Source organism: Acidisarcina polymorpha (assembly GCF_003330725.1).
Taxonomy (GTDB): domain Bacteria; phylum Acidobacteriota; class Terriglobia; order Terriglobales; family Acidobacteriaceae; genus Acidisarcina; species Acidisarcina polymorpha.
The window spans coordinates 6,597,754-6,619,469 of record NZ_CP030840.1 but is presented as its reverse complement, the minus strand read 5'-3'; the positions used below and the strand labels follow the sequence as shown (position 1 = coordinate 6,619,469).

Annotated in this window: 23 protein-coding genes; 1 reads left to right on the top strand and 22 read right to left on the bottom strand. The window is 56.2% G+C overall.

Translation table 11 applies throughout. From position 1 onward, the window contains the following. Positions 1-20 precede the first annotated feature (20 nt). Together ACPOL_RS28270 and ACPOL_RS28265 are read right to left on the bottom strand one after the other, a co-directional pair. On the bottom strand, positions 21-1,280 hold the full coding sequence (locus ACPOL_RS28270) for a type II toxin-antitoxin system HipA family toxin (protein WP_114210125.1): 1,260 nt from the start codon (positions 1,278-1,280) through the stop codon (positions 21-23). Beyond that, the gene (locus ACPOL_RS28265; protein ID WP_114210124.1) at positions 1,270-1,608 is read right to left on the bottom strand and encodes a helix-turn-helix domain-containing protein; all 339 of its coding nucleotides are present in this window, start codon (positions 1,606-1,608) and stop codon (positions 1,270-1,272) included. The genes ACPOL_RS28270 and ACPOL_RS28265 overlap by 11 nt, the downstream gene beginning before the upstream one ends. 816 nt (positions 1,609-2,424) lie before the next feature. Here ACPOL_RS28265 and ACPOL_RS28260 point away from each other — a divergent pair. Continuing rightward, positions 2,425-2,775, top strand: a complete 351-nt coding sequence (locus tag ACPOL_RS28260; protein WP_114210123.1) for a hypothetical protein — start codon at positions 2,425-2,427, stop codon at positions 2,773-2,775. A gap of 442 nt (positions 2,776-3,217) precedes the next feature. On the opposite strand, the gene ACPOL_RS28255 is transcribed toward ACPOL_RS28260, so the two are convergent. From ACPOL_RS28255 to ACPOL_RS28155, 20 genes are all read right to left on the bottom strand, one after another. After that, positions 3,218-5,512: a helicase-related protein gene (locus tag ACPOL_RS28255; RefSeq protein WP_114210122.1), complete on the bottom strand. Its 2,295-nt coding sequence runs from the start codon at positions 5,510-5,512 to the stop codon at positions 3,218-3,220. Positions 5,513-5,633: 121 nt separating this feature from the next. Further along, entirely contained in the window at positions 5,634-6,284 is a 651-nt protein-coding gene (locus ACPOL_RS28250; protein WP_114210121.1) for a hypothetical protein, read from the bottom strand. Next, positions 6,250-7,311 (bottom strand): DUF6094 domain-containing protein, encoded by a 1,062-nt coding sequence (locus tag ACPOL_RS28245; protein WP_114210120.1) that lies wholly within the window; start codon positions 7,309-7,311, stop codon positions 6,250-6,252. Before ACPOL_RS28245 ends, ACPOL_RS28250 begins: the two co-directional genes overlap by 35 nt. Before the next feature lie 454 nt (positions 7,312-7,765). Continuing rightward, the gene (locus tag ACPOL_RS28240) at positions 7,766-8,179 is read right to left on the bottom strand and encodes a cupin domain-containing protein (protein WP_114210119.1); all 414 of its coding nucleotides are present in this window, start codon (positions 8,177-8,179) and stop codon (positions 7,766-7,768) included. Positions 8,180-8,312: 133 nt separating this feature from the next. Continuing rightward, on the bottom strand, positions 8,313-9,314 hold the full coding sequence (locus ACPOL_RS28235; protein ID WP_114210118.1) for a YncE family protein: 1,002 nt from the start codon (positions 9,312-9,314) through the stop codon (positions 8,313-8,315). A 117-nt stretch (positions 9,315-9,431) separates the two neighbouring features. Further along, positions 9,432-10,304, bottom strand: a complete 873-nt coding sequence (locus ACPOL_RS28230) for an alpha/beta fold hydrolase (RefSeq protein WP_114210117.1) — start codon at positions 10,302-10,304, stop codon at positions 9,432-9,434. A 336-nt stretch (positions 10,305-10,640) separates the two neighbouring features. Then, a complete protein-coding gene (locus tag ACPOL_RS28225) occupies positions 10,641-12,380 on the bottom strand; it encodes a DUF885 domain-containing protein (protein WP_114210116.1) in 1,740 nt (579 codons plus the stop codon). 1,072 nt (positions 12,381-13,452) lie between these two features. Then, the gene (locus tag ACPOL_RS34300; protein ID WP_201759349.1) at positions 13,453-13,779 is read right to left on the bottom strand and encodes a hypothetical protein; all 327 of its coding nucleotides are present in this window, start codon (positions 13,777-13,779) and stop codon (positions 13,453-13,455) included. Then, complete coding sequence (locus ACPOL_RS36615; protein ID WP_161557604.1) at positions 13,685-14,329, bottom strand: Rad52/Rad22 family DNA repair protein; 645 nt, start codon at positions 14,327-14,329, stop codon at positions 13,685-13,687. The genes ACPOL_RS34300 and ACPOL_RS36615 overlap by 95 nt, the downstream gene beginning before the upstream one ends. A gap of 46 nt (positions 14,330-14,375) precedes the next feature. After that, positions 14,376-14,816: a single-stranded DNA-binding protein gene (locus tag ACPOL_RS28210; protein WP_114210113.1), complete on the bottom strand. Its 441-nt coding sequence runs from the start codon at positions 14,814-14,816 to the stop codon at positions 14,376-14,378. Between the two features lie 250 nt (positions 14,817-15,066). Then, a complete protein-coding gene (locus tag ACPOL_RS28205) occupies positions 15,067-15,363 on the bottom strand; it encodes a hypothetical protein (protein WP_114210110.1) in 297 nt (98 codons plus the stop codon). Positions 15,364-15,386: 23 nt separating this feature from the next. After that, positions 15,387-16,052, bottom strand: a complete 666-nt coding sequence (locus ACPOL_RS28200) for a hypothetical protein (RefSeq protein WP_114210107.1) — start codon at positions 16,050-16,052, stop codon at positions 15,387-15,389. Between the two features lie 15 nt (positions 16,053-16,067). Further along, positions 16,068-17,033 carry a TOTE conflict system archaeo-eukaryotic primase domain-containing protein gene (locus ACPOL_RS28195; protein ID WP_114210103.1) on the bottom strand — a complete coding sequence of 322 codons (966 nt, stop codon included), beginning with the start codon at positions 17,031-17,033 and terminating at the stop codon, positions 16,068-16,070. A gap of 132 nt (positions 17,034-17,165) precedes the next feature. After that, a complete protein-coding gene (locus tag ACPOL_RS33760) occupies positions 17,166-17,333 on the bottom strand; it encodes a hypothetical protein (RefSeq protein ID WP_161557603.1) in 168 nt (55 codons plus the stop codon). A 78-nt stretch (positions 17,334-17,411) separates the two neighbouring features. After that, complete coding sequence (locus ACPOL_RS28190) at positions 17,412-17,771, bottom strand: hypothetical protein (RefSeq protein ID WP_114210099.1); 360 nt, start codon at positions 17,769-17,771, stop codon at positions 17,412-17,414. Positions 17,772-18,141: 370 nt separating this feature from the next. Then, on the bottom strand, positions 18,142-18,585 hold the full coding sequence (locus ACPOL_RS28180; protein WP_114210094.1) for a hypothetical protein: 444 nt from the start codon (positions 18,583-18,585) through the stop codon (positions 18,142-18,144). Between the two features lie 114 nt (positions 18,586-18,699). Next, entirely contained in the window at positions 18,700-19,344 is a 645-nt protein-coding gene (locus tag ACPOL_RS36610; RefSeq protein ID WP_414633326.1) for a phosphoadenosine phosphosulfate reductase domain-containing protein, read from the bottom strand. Between the two features lie 360 nt (positions 19,345-19,704). Beyond that, entirely contained in the window at positions 19,705-20,523 is an 819-nt protein-coding gene (locus ACPOL_RS28165) for a replication-relaxation family protein (protein ID WP_114210086.1), read from the bottom strand. Then, a complete protein-coding gene (locus ACPOL_RS28160; RefSeq protein ID WP_114210083.1) occupies positions 20,520-21,059 on the bottom strand; it encodes a hypothetical protein in 540 nt (179 codons plus the stop codon). The genes ACPOL_RS28165 and ACPOL_RS28160 overlap by 4 nt, the downstream gene beginning before the upstream one ends. Beyond that, complete coding sequence (locus tag ACPOL_RS28155) at positions 21,044-21,712, bottom strand: hypothetical protein (RefSeq protein WP_114210081.1); 669 nt, start codon at positions 21,710-21,712, stop codon at positions 21,044-21,046. Before ACPOL_RS28155 ends, ACPOL_RS28160 begins: the two co-directional genes overlap by 16 nt. Between the last annotated feature and the right edge of the window lie 4 nt (positions 21,713-21,716).

Below are 21,716 nucleotides of genomic sequence, written 5' to 3'. Positions count from 1 at the left end.
TCAAGCTTGCGGCGTAGCTCTCAGCGAGAAAAACCCGGATAGATGAAGGCAGAACGGATCGCGTCTACGTCGCGCTGAGAAGCGCCGCTGGCGAGCACAGTGTCTTCCCAGGTCTTGGTGACCTGTACTTTCATGTCTGCGATGATCTTCTCCGCCTCCTCGCGATCGAGAAGAAAGCGTGCGTGCTGGGAGAGGATGTTGTTCGCATTTGCGAATCGCCCATCATCACCGCATTTCATCGCCAGATCTCGACGGTCCTGGCTGACCTGGGGTGCCGGGGTGAGATCGTAAGCCGGAGACAGCATCCAACTGCGCTTTGGAGCGATCAGCGCATGATTCCGTGGATGATCGTCGATGTTGGAGATGAGTGCATTGAAGACGATGCGGCGAAACAGCTCGCGCGCATCTCCCTTCGGGTCCGAGACGACCCGCCGCATCTCTTCGACCAGGAGAATGTAGGACCAGCGGTCGCGCGCCGTCACTGCATCGTCGGCGCGAAGGACGGTGAGGCTGCTGATCATCCGGCTTCGTGTATATGCGGTACCCGCGCGCGCGCGGTCAAACCGTTTCACGAGCAGAACATCTTTGCCGCCGACTCGCTCGATGCGACTTTCTGCGGCACTGATGCCGCACTGCCGCGCCAGCCGCAGCATCGCATCTTCGACCCGTTCTGAATTCCAGCGGTCATCTGGCCGCGCAAACTTCGCGATCCACAGCGCGCCCTGGTCCTGGATGACAGCCTTGGGGCGCGCGCCACCCATCGAGGTACCCAGCAGGAGAAGGTCTTGCACCTGCGGAGCGTTCGGATCATTGGGGATGTCGTCCCGCACTATTGCCTCGGCGGTTTCCTGCAGACGAGCGAGGTCGAGCGTCTGATTGAATCTGCGGCGCGGCGCCGGGGGGGTGATCTTCTCTCCAAAGCTCAGTGCTCCGGCTCGGTCGTCAGGAGACTCGAGCAGGTAGTCGAGTTCTCCAAGCTGGGTGATCCCGGCATGCTTCTCGATGACACGGCGTCCCCAGTAGTCGGGTCCGGCGTCACGAATCGCCCCGAAGACTCCATTCAAACGGACGGTCTCGTAGGTTTCATTGGACAGTTTGAGCTCGACGGGGTCAATCTCGACTGCGTCCGGGTTGGCCAAATAAGAGCGGCCATAGACAAAACGTCCGATGGGGTCGCCGGTGGGAGTCTGCTCAAGGACGAACCTGCCAGCCGTGGTCGCCGCGCGCGCGCCGGGCAGGGTGACATAGACAAAGCATTCTGTCGAGTGTCTAGAAGTCATTGTTCAGTCCTCGCGCACGATGTGCGCGCGTGGGTTCGCGGCGACTGGCCAGAATCAGCCCCTGCTCGTCTTTCTGTGGGTTGGCAAGATCCTCAAATGGTGTGAGGAGGTCATAAAGCCAAAGGAGAGCGGCGTATACCGCTACGTCGATATTGGGCTTTCCGCGCTCCGCATCCGTCACTAGTCGGGGACCGGTGCCGATCTTTGCAGCCGCTTCCTCAATGGTTATGCCGCGCCGCAGCCGAGCAGTACGAAGGTTGACGCCGACTTTGCGGAGAGCCTGCTCAACCGGATAAGGCTGAGCCTCATGTAACAAATTTGTCCGCATTTTCCTCCATCATTAGCGGATAAACTCAAATAAACCGCTATGTTCAGCATATATGATTGTCTAGGCTGTGCGGTTATCAATCCTCTATCTTTAGAGGATTAACGACATATATGCGCTAAAGACAGATATCAACAGGCCGGCATTAAAGGCCCCATTGGGATTCGAAGTTCGTTATAAGATCAACAAAAAAAGGTAGATAATCCCAGCAGGCTTGCCCGGGCGACACCGGGGTGATTTCCTGATTCAACGAATCTGAGTTGGAGACCGCCCTAGCTGAAGATCGCCCTAAATACGTGCATCGTTCCCGCGGGCACGTTCTTGCCAAGCCTTACCAGCGCGCGACGATTGGGGTAGGTCGGCAGTCGTGCATCTTGCCGCGGTGTTTCCGAACTCAGAATGAAGATGAGATCTGGCAGGCAAATTTAGAATGCACGAGAACCCCGATCGCTGGTGCGAAAGGTCTACGCTTCATAGGCTTGCAACATTATGGCAAGCACCTGACTAGCCTAATCTGGAGGCATGCTATTTCGGTCTCGAAGAGGACGCGACCCATTCGTAACTCGCGTATCTGGCAAGCAAGATCGCTGCGGATACCGAACCCCGCACTAACCTACTGAACTGGAGTATCCTGCGTCTCGGCTTCGTCTATGGCGATGGGTACGGATACCAGGCCTCGGTGGCGAACTTGGCGAAAAGCTTCAAGTGGGATTCTGCGAAAACGTTCAGCCTCGAGCACCCGCGAGATGTTGCCGGCGCAATCAAACTGACGCGAGGTCCGAGAGATTACCGATATTATCTTGTATCAGGAGGTGATTCATGTTGCATGATCTCTTCTTTTGGCTGACAGTTAACGCTTACTTATTGGTCGGCCTCGTGGCTGCGCGGAAGTACCGCGAAACACACGATCGCGGCTTCACTTGGCTTCTGCTAGCCTATTTCCTGCCCACGATCTTGATCACGATCGCACAGGGATTTTGCGAGTTCGTTTTCTGGGCGCATTCTCCAGCCCTTCCGCAGATCGTCGCATCCTTCGAAAGCATTCGCACCATTGTTCAGGCGCTCGGCCTGGCTCTAGGGATGTACATGATCGGAGGCCGACCACGCCAACGCAACCTTTGGCGATGGTTCTTCGACGAGCCCACCAACCGGTCGGAAATCGCGACATAGCAGTTAACTCGAGAGCATTTCGATGTTTGCGATCGAAGCCGCCTTTTCAGCGGGCTCGGGATTGTCGTGGAGCATGTAGCGCTGGACAACGCTGGTATCGGGACGGGTCATCTACGGATTGTCTCCGCTGCGCCAGCCTGGATAGCTTCATGATAGCTTCAACCGAAATCGGATGCTTACCCTTCGGCAGACTACCCTTAAGCTTCGCAGTCGAAATCCTCGGAAGAATACCGAAGGCGCCATCCGGCCGAAGGAAGAATTTAAACCTGTCGCCGGGCTTAAGGTGCAGGTATTCCCGCACTGCTTGGGAATCGTTGCTTGATTCTTGCTGCTGAGGGTGCTTCCATGCGAAATGCCTCTCCTTTCCATTTACCAGATGTAAAGCGCAGTGTTTCTGTCTTGGTACCGGAGTGCGCCCCCCTATAAGAGGGGGCGCCCAGGATCATCCGAAGAGTCCCAACTGCTCGCCGATCACATATCCGGTTGGCCACAACGTCTGCTTCTTCTTCGGCTGGGAGTGCATCAGTACTGGCCCCCCGCACGGCGCAGGTGTGGAGTTCCCGATTCCGGCGAACATATCGGGAATCTCGGACTCCGGCTCCATTGTCAGAACCGGCTCGATGACCGTTGCGGTTGGAAGATGGCCTGTTCTCTCCTTGCGGAGTTCTTCCCAGACAGCATCGGCAGATTCGCCCACCCCACCCTTCTCGACGAGTTCGCGGGCCATAGCGGCGAGCATATCGTCGTCAGCATCCATCGAATGGAGTCCCTCGCCGGAGAATTTTCCCTCCATCATCAGGGCTACCAACATCTTCCTGCCCATGAGACGCAGGCAGGTTCGCTGCGTAGTCCCGTCATAGATCAGAAACTTGACGCGAACCGCGAGCCTCTGGCCAATGCGCCACGAACGTCGTGAAGCCTGTCGAAGCGTATGCAACGAATAGCCTGTCTGATAGAAGATGATCGTTGGAAACCAAAGCAGGTCGAGTCCTGTCTCGACAAGCTTTGGGTGTCCGATGATGACCTCGACTCCTTCTTTGACGCGTTGCGCATACCACTGCTCACGCTTCAGAGCTGGGACGCTTGAACGCAGCACCGCAACTCGAAAGCCCTCCTGGCGAAGAACTCCTTCGAGCCGTTCCGGCACCTCGTACTCGCCGGTGAACGTTGCGAAGACCTGGCACCTCCGGCCTTGGCGCAGCTCCTCGCGGACGTCCTCGACGAGTCTCTGCTCCTTCGGATAGAGCTGATCCTTGGGCAGATCCGGTGCGGTCGTCACCAGGAACGGAACAAGTCTCTTCTCTTGCGGATCGAACTTCCTGCCCATGATCTCGCCTATACCGAATGGGTGATCGGGATAAAGCATGAGCCGATGCAGCATGAGACTCATGAGGCTTCGATTGCCACGATTCTCGCGTAGTGCCTGCTGAATGTCCTCCTGTATCTTTTCGTAGGCCTGGCGAAGTTCTCCGTCGAGCTCCACCTCGCAGACGATTTCTTCATACGGGGGAAGGAACTCCGCGATGTCTTCGAGGGAGACGAAGACGGTCGAGCTCATCAGGAACTTGCCGAAGAGCAGTGGGGATGCGCCGGGCTTCTTGGCTAGACGAAACGTGCTCTTCGCTGCTCTGGTGCAGGCTTTATCCTCGTCCGGAACTCTTTCAATGGATTCAAGAACCCCATATGTGGCCTGAAAGTCAGCTTGCCCCTGCGTGCCGGCCTCATAGCCGTCCTCGACCATCTTCCAGGGTTCCATACGAAAGAAGATGTGAAAGAGATCCGACGCATACCCGCCCATCAAAGTCCCGGTGTTACCAATTAGCTTTCGCGAGCAGCGCCGCAGAACGGCGAGATTGTTGCCTTGAGCGGTGTCGTTCGCGAGTTGGTGCATCTCGTCCGCAAAGGCATACGTGAAGAACCGCTTCATGTACCGGCCCATGTATTCGAGGGGCGCCATACGCTGAAACTTGTTGCGGTCGGCCTCCCAGAGGGGAGAGTAGCTTTCGGTGCCGCCGCCTTGGCGCTGGATGACCTCGAAATGCTTCACATCGTCGAAGTCGCCGCGAAGAAGGTGGCCGCCTTCGTCTTTGGGAACGGTCTTTCCGGTTTCAGGATTGGTGATGCAATCACGGGAATTGCCGGACTTGGGTGTTACGTAAGCATGCTTCCAGAAGTAGCTGAGCTTCCCTGATTCTTTGGAGGTGATGAAGTAAGCCGGAACAGAGCAGCGTTGTTCCCAACCCTTGCGGCCCATTCTCCTCAACTCGACGACAGACGTCTTGAGCCCATTAGAGACGACGTGACCGTTGCGCATGCTAACTTCTACGACGCCGTGGGGCTTTGAAGGATCACCGCCGTTGCGCAAGTCGTACACAACAAAAGCTCGTGCGCGTGGGACAGTGATCAGCACCTCGCGCGCCCACTTCAGCACCAGATGGGGCGGGCACATCACCAGGGCGGTGTAGGGCTTGCTGGCAGCATGCGCGTGGGCAATGCCGATCGACATTAGAGTCTTGCCTGTTCCGCATTCGCCGACGAGCCGAACGGAATCTTCGATCTGAAGGTACTTAGCAGCGCCCGTGATAGTCATGGCCTGCACCGGGAGGGGTTTGCGGAGAAGCGTCTTCAGCTCAGGAGCAACTGGGTCTTTCGGGCCCTGCAGCGGGGGATACATCTCCACAATGCGCGACCCTAACTCCTGGCTGTAGGCGCGGAGATAGTCATGGTAGGTTTCCATTCGCGACTCCAATAAAAGAGGCCAGCACTTGGCTGACCTGCGGATCGAACGAAAGATTTGCTGAATGCCGGAAGCTGAGAAAGCGAGTTACGTCTTGCGGCGGATCATCGTGTGAGAAGTTTCAAAATGCCCCGGCCAAGGCCGCCTTCATGTCGAATGAAGGCCAAGAAATGGGGCCGTTCTTGTCGGGGAACGATGTGAGATTCGCCCTTCGAGCTTGGCCGATTCGATTCATCAACTCTTCTCGAGTCGCATCAACTAGCACAGGCGAGCACCCAACTCCAACGAGGGGCTTGACCTTGCCGTCTTCCCGCAACCTCCCCATGACATGGCCTCCCCACGATAAAACTGCAGGGAGCCCCTGGAGACTTACGAGCGCAGCCCATGAGAGATCGACCGCCTGCTCCTCATCGTTCAAGAGGATGGTTCTGCCGGCGCTCCCATTTGCATGGAGTCCCGAAGAGATAGCTACGACGTGACGTAGGGATCTCTTCTGCCGGGCCAGGCTAATGTTCGCTTTGTACAGTGAAGGTTCTGCCCCGAAACCTATCCGTTGCCTCTTGCCATCAGGAGTGACGAGATCGAGGCGATGATTCTCTTGAATCGCCGCTGTAACGGCGCCCACCTCAGCATCGTTTCCGAAGTAGCTGAGGAGGTGGGCCTGCTCTCCTTCTCCGATGAAATGGGTAACATGGACAGCGGTGTGCGTCTGGGTCTTGAGGGAGTTCCTGACGTACTCAAGCCGCGCGAGCCGGAGATGTGCGTTCTGCATCGTCTCTTTTCTCCTTCTTCTTTTCGTCGGTAAGAATCAGCGTGCGGCCGTCTTCGTAAACCAGAGCCAGTTCGTTGGAGAAGCGTTCCCGTTTGTGGATCTCGGTGTAGCCCTCAATCTTCTCTTCGAACGTTGTGACGTACTTCACCGTCCTCCAGCGTGCGATGTGGCGATCCTCTCCCGAGCCGAACACTCCGTTCAGGAGGCCAGCCGTGCACAGCAATCCCACATGCCCACCGTGCAGCGGCGTGATCGGCCGGCCGACAGATGCTTCTTCCCGCGGGAGGACATATGGACGTACCTTGGCCCATGCAGAAGATGAGAGGACCAGGTCCTCGATTTCATCGAGCGGAAGACCTCGGTGTTGGATCTCAACCATGGTGGTGGGTGGGATCATATATGGAGCTTCGCTTCCCGTCAGGATGGGCATCGAACCAGTCCATATCGCTGAGATCAGCTGTTCGCGGTTTCGCTCATAGTCGGTGTCTTTGATTCGCGCTCGAACAGCGATAAGGACAACTTGGTCGAAGCGCACGGACTCCGGATCGGATAGCCGCAAGACCTGGAAGCCGGTGAACGCGTCTGCGAGGAGATCGGTGCATCCCTCCAACTGCCCATGGGGGACTACCATCACCAAAACTCCACCAAGGACTAGCCAACGAAACGTCTTCTGTAGAAACCGCAGTTCCATGCGCTTGTTGCCAGAGGATGCTACTTCGGAGTCATAAGGCGGATTGAGGTAGAGAAGGGAGAAACTGCCGCTCTTCGCCTGCACGTCGAAGAGATTGCCATGGATGGTATTGATCCCGGCCTCTTGGCACGCCTGCGCGCGGGACGCGTCCAATTCCACCGCGTACCGAACAACATTCTCTCCTTCTGTGATCTGCAGAAGCGCCGCGCCCGTACCAGCACACGGGTCAAGCACCGAAGCGCTTTCGACTGGGAGTTGAAGGATGCGCCTCAGGCGGGAGCCTTCTTCAGAAGGAAGTGGGTAGTAGCCAAGCTTGAGCCGAGCGACAGTGCGCATACGGGCCTCCATCGTAAAACTGCAAACCGAGTGAGTTGAATAAAGCATAATTTGGCCGGAGGTGCAGCATATCGTGGCCGCGCCGCATTGACTCGTTGGCGGGAATCGGCCGACGACCACGGGAATTCCACGTTGTAATAGATCAAATAAGTCCCGAAGAGTGTCTTAGCGAGTTATCACTCGTCGAGAATCATTTGCTGACGCGAACAGAGTCGGTCTAGACCAGTACCAAGAAAAACGCGGCTCGGATAACCTCTCGTCGGCAGATCATTATGAACCGAGCAGATGCGATCAGTTCAATCAGTCTGAGCCCGTCCTGCCAAGTAGCTGCGCCTCGGAATTTGGTTTGGCCGAGCTTGTTTCAGGATGATAGAAACGAAGACCGCAGTGAGCTTCCCATCGACACGTCTCGCGTTGAACCTGTAGCATTTTCCGTCAAATCCTCTGCGAACGATTACTGCGACGGACTCACGTTAGCGCGTATCAGCAGCGGTTTCCCTTTTTCAACGATGTAAGTCGCCAATTCAACCCCGCGGGCCGTGCCGGGGTTACGAGCCATGTGCAACTTTCCCGCGGGAACGAAGAGGACATTCCCAGCCTCAAGCAGAACAGGCTTCTCGCCCTGTAACTGGAACTCCAGTGTTCCTTCGGGGACGTAAATGACCTCCTCGCCGGGATGGCTATGCCAGGGTGCGACGGCACCCGGGGCGAAGTCCACGCGAGTTTGAATGACTTCACGCCCCTCGATGGAAAGATCGTGACGTGAAAGATCCGTCCGCGTAAGGCCTGCGGGGGGAGATATCTGCATTGCTGCGGCTCCCGCGAAGAAAAGAAAAAAGCCACCAGCGGCGCCGTAAATTCGATTCATGGGATAGCCCTCACCTTCGTATGTCCAGTCAGTATGCGAGAGGCGCGGGCTGCATGCAAGTATTTCCTGGTGCAGCTGCCGAAACGTAATATCCCATCAACTCATCTGCGGTAGCAGGGATCTCGGCGATGACCTATCGAACGCCATTCCAGACCGCAAGGCCGTCCCCATGTGCGACGCCTGGGATCGGCGGCTCCATAGTCCAGTTTGCGAGATTCAGGACATCAAGGTTGCCGCTCAGATAACATGCAACGAACGCTTCGCTACCCACAACTCTGATCCCGAAGGGCAAACGATCGACATCGAAGGCATGCTGAACCGTTAGATTTCGAGCATCGAGTACCTCAATCTTTCCCTTCGATCCGAGGTCTTCTCCGACCAGCAGCCACTTGCCATCTGGCGTTGGGAAGACAGAAAACGGGGGCGCGGAGACCACCGCTTTCGTTACAACTTCGTCGGTCGCAGTATCGATCGCAATCACCTTTGGGCCCTCGCCATCTGTGACAAATAAACGCTTGCCGTCGTTGGAAAGAGCAATCCGATTCACAAGTTTTGAGATTTGAAGGACCTTAATCAATTTGCCCGTTTTCGCATCGAGGACACTGACGCTGCCGGCATGAAGGTTGGCGGTGTAGATTTTGCGCCCATCAGACGTTCGGACAAAGACATGGGATTCTTTCGCTCCCGTAGGTATCTGGCCCGTGATTCGTCCATCATTAAGGTCTATGACCGAGATCGATTGAGCCAGTTCTGTCGAGACCAGAAGAGTGCCATCTGCACCCAGCATGGGCATGTGCGGGCGGAGTGGCTTTCCCAGGTCCCACGTCGCCGTCACCGTCCGGGTCTTCATGTCGACGACGTCGATCGTTTGGCCGTCGATGCCCGGCATTCCAACAATCGCATCGCTGTACGAGGGAAGATAGGCTGTCTTTCCATCCTTCGAAAAAGCGACTTCATGTGGCCATCCAGGCACCGCTATCTGTCCGACGACCGTCTTGGCTCGCGGATCAATCAATACTAAGCGGTGACCCTTCGCCTCCGGCAGAACCAGGAAGAGCGCATCAGGACGCTGAGCCCGGAGAGGCATTGAAAACGTTGCAACCAACACGACGAACGCCAAGATTAGGCGACCCATTTACAACCCTCCACGCAACATGCTCCTAAGCGCTTCGTCCAGTTATCGTTTGGCCCCACGTATCGGCACTGAGAACTTTGAGGCAGCTGGTGCAAATGCAAGCCAGGCCATCTTTGATCAAGCCAGCAAATAGCTTGTCAGTTCTCGTGCCAGAAGGTCTGGCGCAGTGTACATCGCGTCGTGCTGTTGGCCGGGGAGTACCGTCACGGGTCTGTGAAGGACTTCAGCTACGGTCCGAACGCTCGTCTCCATCGTTTTGGGGCTGTTGCTTCCCAGGAAAAACATCATCGGTGTCTTGACCTGCTCGAACGAGGCCGGATCGAAGTGATATTGGCGTACCGCCGTTATCTCACGGCAGATCGTTGGAGCAAGCTTGACCCGCTGCGGCCATGTTGGGTCACTCCGAAACTTCGCAATGACCGCTGGAGACAACTTTGCGTAATCAGTGAAGAAAGTTACGAGAGCAGCCTCATTGTCTCCCGTTTCAAGCGCATCGCAGACAGCTTTCGGCGACTGGCTTACCATGCCGCCAGAGACGGGCATGGGCGGCTCGTAAAGGGCAGCCCGCTTGAAGCGGTTGCTGCGCTTCAATGCTTCCAGGGTGACAATCCCGCCGTAGGAGTGACCGAGCACGAAGACGGGTTCAGGGAGTTGTGCAGCGACCTGAGCAACATCGTCGGCTTCGCGCTCGAGCGAGTAGGCGGGGGCGTCCGTGCTGTCTCCATGGCCCCGCCGATCCATGGCGTAGGTATGGAATTGGAACTGGAGCAGCGGCGTGACGCGCGCCCACGCTTTGCGAAAGCTTCCCGCCCCATGGACCAAGAGGAGGCTTGGACCGCTTCCTCCCTCTTCCAAGTCAATCGATGTTCCGTCCGACACCTTCAGCCGGAGCAATCCCGCGGAAAGGTTGTTGACCTGCCCGGCTGCGGTTTGAACGGTTTGAGTGGCAGCAAATGCTGCAAAACCAGCGAGAAAGTTACGCCTGTCCATAGAATGCTCCCTCTTTTCTTCCGCACTCTACACGTTGTCACCAATCGTCCACAGAATACACTTAGCTAGTCTAAGTTCAGCGCAATTCGGTCTTAGATTGTCAGGTTGTCGAAAACCCTAGGCCCTCGCGTAAAGCCATCTCTTAATTCCCAGTCTTCATGGCGATTGCTGATATCAGGCCAAATCAGGTTTGCAGCTCGGCGTATGCTCTGTGAGTGACTTGGCGATTTGGCATCAACTGAAACGCTAAACGACTCGGTAACGAGAAGTGCATTTATGAGGGCCAGTGGGGTTACAACACGGTCTCCCGGTAGGTCCAAGTCTGATCCGTGGCAATCATTTGTGAAGCAGCTGGTCGGCCATCCAAGCCTTGAGGTGGGCACGCAGTTCTCCAAGAGGAACAACTCCCTCTTCTAGCACTGCCTGATTAAAATGACGCAGATCAAAGAGAGCCCCTAGCCTTTCCTGCGACTCGGCACGAAGGGCCTTGATCTCCAGTCCGCCGGAATCGTAGGAGGTAAGCTGGCCGGGCATTACCGCCATGCGGTCAACATAGTCATTGGCCGCGTCCGCAGAAAAGTGGCCTGAAGACACTATATAGTCCACTGCCTGCTGCCGTGTCCAGTGGAACACGTGAAGGCCGGGGTCGACAACCATGCCGCGTGCCGGCCACAATCTGCGCATCACGTCAGCATCCTCTGTATCGTAGATTTTGGCCTCTTCGCCCATAGTCTCCGCATACCGTGCCCAACCCTCCGTGTACGCGTCATTATCGATCAGCTTCGACAAGCGCGTAGGTGGCTGTAGTTCACGTGCCAAGGCCTTTTGTAGATAGTGTCCGGGCACTGCTTCATGTACCGTGTTGATTTCAGCGTCGGACCGCGTCTCGGTATGCCAGTCATCTAGTCTGATCAGAAAAACGGCCGCTTGTCTGGAATCGGGCTGTCCTTGAAAACGAGACCCAACACCTGCATCTTCTTCAAAGGCCGAGAGCGGCCGAATGACAACATCCTGTTGTGGCATCCGGGTGATGAGTTGCCTAGCGGTCACATCCTTCGCCCGTTGAAGCAACTGCTGCGAGAACCCAAGAAGGTCGTCTTTCGATTGGAAGTGCTCCACGGAACTGCTTTTGATCTTTGCCACGATGGTAGGCAGGTCTGTGCTTTGATACTTTGCCTCTCCGATTTTCTCAATCTCCGCTACGTTCTCGCGCACGGTCTTCTGACCCAGGTCGAAGATTTCCTGCGGCGTTCGCTCCAGGGTGGTACTGGAGCGAAGAAACGCTTGGTAGCAGGCAGCCCCATTAGGCAGATCGGAGATTGCGACGCCCTCCCTCGCCTTTGGAAGGTATTCCGTCTGCAGAAAGTCGCGGTAAGACTTCAAAGCTGGATTGATCTGGTTCAGAATGAGCTGGCGGAATGCGTTCTGAAAGGCAGCATCTCCACTGCGTTTCGCAGGCGAGTAGAAGACCGACTGCTCCGGGTTCGCAACCGCCAGAGCATCCATTTGCTGTATCACTCTGCGCACGACCGACTGCGGCGCGGAGTAGCCTTGCGTAAGCCCAAGCCTTAAATTGGCAATCTCCACATCTAAATATTGGGGCATGCTGCCCCAACGCTGTAGGGCCTGCTTCCGCTCTTCGGCAGAGCCCGCTGGCTGCCTTTCGGCTACCTCAGCAAACTCCGACTGCCAGCCGTCAAAGTGGTTCACATCCCAAAGTTCGGTCCGGCATACTCGGAGTTGGAGGTCGGACTCCAGGCGCTCACGCAGATTGGAATAGGTCGCACGGTCTGGTTGAGCCAACCTAGCGATTGGCAAGGTGAGAAGCGCTTTGAGATCCTCGCGCTCTTCCTGGTCGTGCACCGAGAGCGCCTTGGGGCTTCGGTCGGCAAAGCGGCTGTGATCGTGGGTTGGCAGACCGCTCGTATAAGTGAGAGTCGGATCGTATTGAAGTTGCTGATCCACAAAGCGATCAGCGAGTTGGTTTAGCATCGCGGTCGTTGTCTGTGAGTGCCCGCTCGTGGGAGTGATGGTGATTGCGAGCAGGGCTACTTTGGCGGTCCGACAGAAGTCCATGCTTCCACCATATCAAGGCGAAGCATGTTGTTTGAATGAGTGAATTAGCCTCGGTTGGCGAGATCAGACCGAGGCACGCAGCGAAACTCGTTCCATCATAGGCAAGGCGGCATTCCCGGAGCTCGCCGGCCGATTCTAACCACCTCATCCCTCTGCCGCTGCCAAAATATGCTTTATTGAGAGCCAATTTATGCTTTATTTCAGTGGGAGTTCAGCTCATTGAAGAGCAGACCGCGACGGGGGCAACGGCGAGGCTTGCCAATTGGGCAAAGTGCACTGTGCCTCAAGAAACCGACAAAAAGTCATCCAGCGTAATGACATATTGCTCTGGATCATCACATTCCATCGCTCGAACGAGCGCGCTTTGCTCCGCGGAAGCAATCCAGTTCCTCAAATCACGTCCGCTGAGGTCCTTCCCCTTAGTTAGGTCGGCGAGGAGGGCAGCACCGTTGTTCAACGGGAAATCCAACTTCCTCCCAGCAAGGAAGATCGAAAGCAAGCGAATTTGACCTTCGCGGTCAGGGAGCGGAATCGTCAGTCGCTCCGAGAAGCGGCTAAGTATCCCTGAATCGATAGCACTCAGCCGGTTCGTCGCCCCAATCAGAAGGACGTGCCGCCTGCCGTTGAGCCCAGTATTGTTGTGAAGCAGTCGTCAAAGTCTTCGACTCCTGAACAACACCTACGTTGATATTGTAGGTCGATTTACCCCCTTCCAGAAATAGCAATGACGCCAGGCTATCCTCCCTGTGGCTAGGCAGCGGCGAGCCGTTCAAATGCCAAGTTTGGGAGTATAAGTGACGGAGCGGCCGGTCCAGGTCCAGGGTTATTAGGCGGTCCATCGATCAGGAGAATGAGCCCTCGGATTGTTTCGCTGCCGCAGACTCCACAGCGAACGCTGCGAGAGTTGGACACTGTTTCACAATTCTCGCAGTAAACGGCTATCTCCATGGGAATGCTGACAAAATTGGCTTCCCTCCGGAGCATGGATACGTTCCTTCCTCTGGGCATGATTCCTCCAAAAAGAGAGGGCGGCTCAGAGCCGCCCCGATTGGTATAAATGGCTGGAAAGTGGTCAAGCAGCGTCTTGCGGCAGAACAGATTCGAGCGTGTCCACCACAAAGCGGAGTGCGTCAAGGCTCGGTAACTCCTGGACGGTTGTCAGTTTCAGGTGCTGAAGAAGGGCGTCCATGTGCTCTGCTCCTTCACCAGTGGAGAGGTGCCGTAGCCGGTCGTAGCCTCGCGCGGCAGCTTCCATCCACTTGAGGGAGTCTTTCTGGCGGTTCGCGTTTGGGATGAGGCGAGCATCATGAGAGAAGCCTGCACGGGAAAGAATTTCCGTGTATATGCCGACTCCAAGTTGCTTCCGAAAGGCCTCGATCTTTCCAGTTGACTTGGTCAATCGGACCTCTCGGCTCGGCCCCATGTACGACGACGACATCCGGGGGCAGCGCCCAGAGGGGCAGGGCAGGCAGACGCTTTGGTACACCGAGACGGTCAATGTCTACCCAGCGTTCGGAAATGCGATAAAGATAACGACCGAGACCAAAACAGCTGGATGCTCTTTTAAAAGCCTGCGCTTCCGCCGAAGTGACAGCCATAGAGCTGTCCGCCCACTCCTCACCATTACCGGTGTGGCTCCCAAGCCGATGAATGGTCAAGACACAGTTTATGAGAACTTTTCCCGTGACTACCTCGCGCCCATCAATTCTCCTGACGACATTAGGGACTGCGGCGAGAGCGTACGTGCGCGACCACCCAGAAGGGGTGAAGAGTTGATTCAGGCGATCCGTGTAAGCCCGAGGGTCCGCGTAAGGGAGAACCTTGCCGCGGCGGCCCCGCTGGCCTCTGCGGACAACCCGCCATTTGACTTCGGACGGTGAGAACGGGGTCTCGAGCAGAGCGAAAAGCTTCCGTTGCTCCTCTACGGAGAACTTCCTTGTGGTGGGCATGTGACCTCCTTTCAATTTCAGGTCTGGTTTCTTCGGCCGCATTTAGTCAGAATGGAATTTCGTCCGCAGTGATTTGTGTATCGGGAATATAGGCATACGGAGACGCAGCATCGCCCATCTCTTCCTGGTACTTCTCGCGGGAGGAATGGCGGTCGCCGCTCGAGAGCAGAACGATATTCAGGACCACGACCCTGGTCCAATACCGCTTCACCCCAGCGTTCGTGTCATCCCAGGATTTCGTACGGAGTTTGCCTTCTATAAAGAGTGGGTTTCCGATGCGCACGTATTCACTGATGATCTCGGCAGCACGCCCGAATGCAACGAGAGAGTGCCATTCGGTATGGTCCTGCCAACCGCCATGGCCATCGGGACGTCGTTCATTGGTAGCAAGTGACAACTCCGCTACGATGCCACTCCGAGTGTTGCGAATCTCGGGTGATTTACCGACGTTGCCGAGCAGTATGACCTTATTGACACACTTTGCCATGGCACCTCCTTGTGTGCGTTGTTGAAGACATGAGGATGAGTTCAGGAATGAGAACTTAAAGGGCTTGTGGAGATTCCCGGCCGTTCTCTTTGGCCGAGCCCTTACGTTTCCGGCCTAAGCGGCTGGCGCGGGGGATGATCCAGGATCGATAGCGCGCAGAGGGCAATCACGGCACAAAGAGAGCCGTGTGACGCACGAGGGCGCCAGTCCTCGGAAGTCATCCAAAAGAGGTTCTTCGGATGTCACGCGATCATCGCGAAACCGTGTGATCCACGAATCGGTTGGCAACGACATTCGCTTGATCAAACTCAACCTCAGCGAACATCGCTTCTGGAACCTCAATACCAAGTCGAGCGAGAATCGGCCGGTAGTAGTCAATGTCCTGCTGGTGCGTCCCAGCGTCATCGTCATCGAGATTGGTGTAAATTGGCTCGTTCTGAGCATTCATAATGGTGCAGAAGACGAAGTCGAGTGGCCGATCATAGCCGAGAGTGACCGTCACGGCGATGCCACTGCCGCCGACAGTCCGAATTATGTGTTGAGACATTATTGCTCCTTGTGTGCTCAAAGTTAAGCTGACGCCAGAAGGTTACTTGGCGTACTTCTTGCAACGGCTACATGGACGTGCTTGCAAGCCAGACAGTTCAAAGCCGCTGTCACGTTCTTCACTGCTGCCTCAAAGGAGTGGGGTATGTCACGAAGTTCACCGGCCTCCGAATAGAAGGAGGGTGTAATCGTCCCGCGGATCGAACGACTCTCTGGCGCCCAGAGGTCAAAGGAGATTGTTCCGTCGCGACCACGGAAGAGCAGAGTGGACGTCATCCTAGGTTTCGCATGCCCCTGCTCTGACTCGAGCAGATGTCGGGTTATGGCGAGTTCGTATGTTCGCCCGATGCGGAACATATCAATTCGCACAAGCTCCGGGGCCACAACAACTGCGTGGCGACCGTTCCCCGAGATCGAGTCGATCGGCTGCAACCACTGTATGGGAGCACCATCCCCATCGAGGTAGGCGCAATAGCGGCCCATATCTGATACGGCGCCTCCAGATTCGACACCACGGAGCACGTACCTCTTTGCGAGATGCTGGTGCTCTTTGGAGATCGAAGTCTGGCAGTAGATCCCGCGGTTGTCCAGAGCCCGAAGAGCAGATCGTCCAAGTGGGATGCCGTACTGGAGGAAGGGCGAGGACGATGCCTTTTGGTTGTACGAATGATTCTGCGTGTTCGTCTTCATCAGTCATCGACCTCTCTATGCCATCTGCTTCTTGCGAATCGGCTGACCGAGCGCGGCGCGGATATCGTCCGCGCTACAGCCGGCCCAGCACTTGTAGAAACGTGGATTGGCGACCTGGATTGCTAGGTTGTCACCCGATTTGTCTCTGCCCGCCTGCCTGCATGACGGGCATGGAGCCCACCAGTTGCGACTGTGCTTCGATTTGGGTCTCACATAGTCAAGGATTCGGAATTCCGTCTGGCCATGGCGAACTGGACCCGGAACGTAGGGCTCCCTTACAGCAGGTCTATAGTTCTCTGGCAGTGACATTCCCTGAATGAAGGTATGGAGTTCAGCCTCCGTTAGCTTCTTCATGCCGTTGAGATACGCCAGTTGAGTCTCTGGTTCGGTCGGCGCCTCATAGAACCAATACCGCCTATTGGTCTTACGGTGCACTCCGAGTGGAGCGCGGATCGCATTCCCGAACTCCCCATCTTCCAGCCGATCCTGCTTGGGGAAGACTTCGATCCCTTGCTTGAGACCGCCGCCAACAATCGGTACCCCAAGGCGTAGAGCGAGATTGTAGATATAGATACGGCACTCGGAGGCTAGTAGAGGCGTCTCCGCGAAGATCCAGAGATGCCCTCCCCGGCGCGACTGCTCGATGGCCGCTTCAACACCGTCCTGTTTCAACTCCCATTGAAGTTTGAACAGAGCCTCGACTGCTCCGTCGAAGTCACCATCAATCGCGACCCACTTGCACCGCTGGGTCTCGGGGTTGATCGCGAACAGGTTGATGGTCACGTCGCCGTTTAGGTGCATGCGGACGACGTCACTATCAAGTGGTTTCGGTTCTTTGGTGGTCCAGTCCTTTGCCAGAAAGTAAGGAACCTTGCCATTCGGAAGAGGTTTGTGTGCCTGCATACCGAAGGCACGGCGGTTGACGAAGAGCCGGATGAAGTTGTTTGCTGTGTCCCGGCTGACGGAGAATTTCGCGTACACGGCAGAGCTCCTTTCCTTCAATTGGGCACTTTGTATCCCGGCTCCAAAACTCGGTCAAATCTCTCAAGGAAACGGCGAGCCCAGTGCGAATGCGGACGCACTTGCTCGCCGATTCCGGTTGATAGTGGATGGTTACGCGGCCTTCTGCTTCGGGACGGCGACAATCTTGAGGGTTGGAGACGCTGGTTTCGGAAGCTCGATCGGACGGCGGACGGGGAAATCGGAACCACTGCAGATGATGCTCCCGTGGTAAGCGAGACAGCGATTGATGCTGCGGATACGACCGGCGGACAGACGCATGGCGGCTTCTCCTTAGAAAGAAGGTGAGTTAGCACTGGTGAGTTGTTGTGCGTGGATGGAACCGGGAGGGGGCTGAAGCTACGCCTGGCCGACCAGAGCCGGGTTCAGCAGAAGACCGGGCTGGTCGACATAATGGAAGAGCTTGTATTCGCAGTAAGCGCGATCAAACTTCTCTCTGGTGAACTCGCACTCGCAGGCTTCGAACGAAAGCATGTACCAAACCTGACGGATACGATCGAGCACATAGATGGCGCCCGAGGTGATGTCACCCGGAACCATCTGCAGGAGCATGACGCCCTTTTGCGTTTGGATCCATCGGGTGGCGATGGCTTCTCCCAATTGGAGGAAGGCTTGTACGTCCTGGTCGACGGACTCTTTGGCTTGGTCGCGCCAATCCATGAGCGGGTGTGCGGACATCTTTCCGAGGCTGCGGGTCATGAGTTCTCTCCTTTCTAGAGGAACGGGTTGCGGGAGTTGGTTTGTTGGGCTGGCGATAGCGCAGCGTCTTGTACCAGACGTTGGCCAACGTGAGGGCAGTGCCGACCACTGCTGCGACGATCAGCCGATGCAGGAGCGGCATGCCGATGCTGTTGCGGAGACCTTCGACGGCGGACTTCAGGAAGACGAAGATATCGACCCCCATCAGCGTGACGGCGATGACCATTCGGGTGAGAAAGTACGAGAAGAGAGTGGGGGCACGGCGCGGCGTTGCCTCCGCCATGGACGACGGAAGAGACGACATTGGAACTCCTTGTTTGGGTGGAAGTGCGACGCTACAGTGCAACCTAGGTGGGGACTGACTCGAGGTTCATGCCGCCGCCGGAAGTCTGGCTGCGGATGAACCTCTCCGGGAAAAGCAGGTGCTGTGGATGTACTGGTCCGCCGTGAGCAGATAAACGTCATGACGTCCCGGGGAACGTTCCATCAGTTCGTACATCTCAACTTCGTTTTGCAGGCGCGGCAGGTGGCGCACCTGCCGCGCGCGGAAGTCTGTTCGTACGCGCGTTATCTGCCAAACGTCGTTGTCTGTTTCGATCGCCGACTCAAGCAGATGGACTTCCGTGCACGTCAAGGCGCGCGCTCCCAGCAGCACGGAGCGCTTCATAACGCTTCGGCTGTGCTCGCCGAACTGGGACCGGAGAAGTTCGCTCCGATCTTCGTGCGTGTCAGCGATGAGCACACTGTCCGTTGAATAGGTGTAGTTGAGGCCGAGATCAAATACCTCAACCTTGAAAAGATACAGCATCAACATCGGACTGTCCTCCTGAGACGTGTTGGGGCAAACCAGCCATAAGGGCCGGTCCGCAGTTGAGTGGAAGTGGGGAGAGCAGGTAGCTCGAAAATGTGGGGATTGAATGTGCCGCGTCTATGATCTGCACGAGGCTGCCGGTCGAACGCATCGTAAAGCCGATCTTCTGCTCCAATTCAGAGACAGCATGGAAGGCTTCTGGAACATGCTGTCGTATAGAGAGCAGGTCAGCGTCCGTCGAGAAAATGCACAACCTGCACGAGAGGCGGCGCAGGTAGCCGCCGTCCGTACCGTCCTCGTGATACTCGGGAACGAAAACCGGTGGAGAGGAATGCGATGCTCCCAGTGCCCGGTCAGCACATCGGCAACGGACAGCTCGAAGATCGGAAACCAGTTATAGACCGCTCGCGACTTCGTGGTCAGTGAAGAGTTGAGTAAAAGTGGCTGGAGCTTTGCGCGGGGTGGAGACTCTTCCGAACGCATCCCCATGCAGTTGAAGATCAGTCGGCATGGCAGAGTTCTGACGTATTTCTCAATCGGTCCACGCTTCAGATCGGACGTACACTGCCGATATTGAGCGGAGGGGAACATCCCAAGCTGCTCGATCATCTGGAGGTAGTTGCGGCGAGGATTGCGCACGACGGTAAACGGAACACCGAACTCTGCGCACCGATCCCGTGCGAAGTCCGGAGCTGAAATGGGACCCTGGTGTTCAAAATCAGTGTCGCCATCACGGCTAATATGGTTGCTCCTGGAAAACATTCGCGCACAAAGCCGAGCATGCGATTCGAGTCCTTCCCGCCAGAGAGGTTGATTACAAACGCTACTGATCCATCGAAGCGCTGGATTAGGCGCTTCACTTCAACGAATGAATGGCACATCTTCATCCTCCGTTCACTGTGATTGGTCGTGGGTAGAGTTGCTGGAAGGGCTTCCATCAGCCAATTCGTTCACTTTTCACAACCTAGCCGAAAATCAACCCAACACAAGGGGATAGTCAGATCGCAAACTGTTGTAAGCATGAGGGGTACAAGGCGTATATCTGCTCAATCGCACTGCAAAAGCGGGCAATCGGGAGCTAATTGGGTTTCAATCGGCACCCTATGGGCAGGCAACTGGCAATCAAAGGGCAGACAAAAACTCTCTGTCTGTTGCTTTTGTGGCACGAGGAGCGGCGTGAAGGAACTCACGAAATGAGGTGACCGCATGTCCTGCGCCGATGTTAAGCACGGGTGTTCTTAGAAGGTCTCGACGAAAATCCTCGCTCAGTGCCACACCAATTGTCTTCTTCACACCGCGCATTTCAATGGCGAGAACGTGCGAGACATCATGACTGGAAGTGAGATAAAGCACCGCATCTGCCGTCTTGTCGCCATTCAAGACCGCTCGAATGTCGCTGTATCGTGCAGAGCCTTTGACCGTTCGCTCGTATTCCAGAGCGAGTTGCCATGCCCCTTCTTCCGTTTGGAGAGTGATGAAAGCATCGTAATCTTTTGCAGCTCCGCCATAGAATACGAGATTCCGTGAGGCCAACTCGAGCTCTGTCTGCCATGTTTGAAGCAATCCGCTCTCGCGCAATGCAAGTCGGATCTCCACCAGTTCCAGAGCGTGAAAGACCTGGGTTTCGTTCAGAATCTGTCGCCCGGTCGACGGGAGTGAGATAAGAGTGTGCCCACGCATTTCTAGGTAGGAAAGGCCCAAAGGAGTGATTCGGAAGATCGGTTGCCTGAAGAACTGGCTTGACGTGATGCGCAGGACAAGCCCCGCCTGTTCGAGTCGAGTGAGTCTCCAGTGCACACTACGGCGAGCGATACCGCTCTTCTCGGTAGCGAGCAGGCGATACAGTTGGTTGAGTGTGATAGCACGCGTATTCCGAATGTGGAGCAATACCGGCAGATCGTATTCATCGGAAATAGCAATACAGCCTTTGCGATACCTCATAATTCGCCTCCCCAGGATGCGCTTGAAAGTTCCAGGCGAGTCAAGTCACCAGACAACACCCACCGGCCCAGATTGCTTTCAATCCAATCGTTCCCTCTCATGAGAGCCATAAATTCGTAGCGGTCGCGGCGCAGGCTAACGGAGATCAGCTGCACTCCATCGCTCTTCCAGCCCGGGCGGCTGAATCGGATCGAGCCGCCCATTCGTTCCGTAAGTGTCACGAGGTAACCTTCTGGCGTCGCGTTCTGATCCAGAAGACGGGTGATCAGCAGGTGCATCCGGCCGTGCATTCGGTTCGGCTCATTGCATTCAACGGCACGTCCGAGAACGTGATCGGGAAACTCCGGATTGAATCCGCTGCTCCGATTGAAGCGGACCTGCCCCGGATACACCCAGCACAAACGCAAGCGATTGCCGTATCTCAGGCCTGCGGAATTGAACCATGCGGCATGGCGACGCAAACAGAAAGGGTCGGCCACGTCCAATGGACGTGCCGACCACCAGTTGGTTCCGAGGCCGATTATGCGGACGCGCACGGCTCCAATCCCTCCACGAGTTCCTGCACCAAAGCCCGAGTCATCGCGTTTCTTTCCGGTCCATTGGTCCGATACAGAAACCAGATCTGAAAGTAGAAGTGCTTCGGAAGCGGCATCTCGCGCTGGCGATACAGGTCGAGACAACGTCCCAGCTCTGACATCAAGTGGGCGAATTCGATCTCGCGGTCTTCGCCGACGCCCATCGTTCGGATTACATACTCCCGCCACTCCGGCGCACTCTCTCGTCCGGATACGTTGTCCTTGTAGTGGGTCCACAAAGCGAAGTAGGGGTTCTTTGTACGCAAATGTTCCAGAAGCTGCTCGATGATTTCGCGGGGGGTGACAGGATACGGGCAGTCCCCCCCGGTGGACCTTCCGCTCGAGGCCGTGAACAGGAACTGGATTATGTCGCCCATAATGGTGTTGTTCAGAGCCTCCAGTTCCTGCGTTCTCCCCGGTTCCGCCATTGCAGAGATGCGCTCGATCTCCGAGAATAATCGTTCTGGGAAGGGCTGGGATCGCACTTCATAGAACTGCTGGTACATCCTGGTAAGCCCAATCGCGAGAGTGAACGGGATATCCTCGGCGGCCACGGTCTCGTGCACAAAAGCGAGCCACTCTTCTTGAGTTCGAAAATCATTGCGTGTTTTCAAGCGG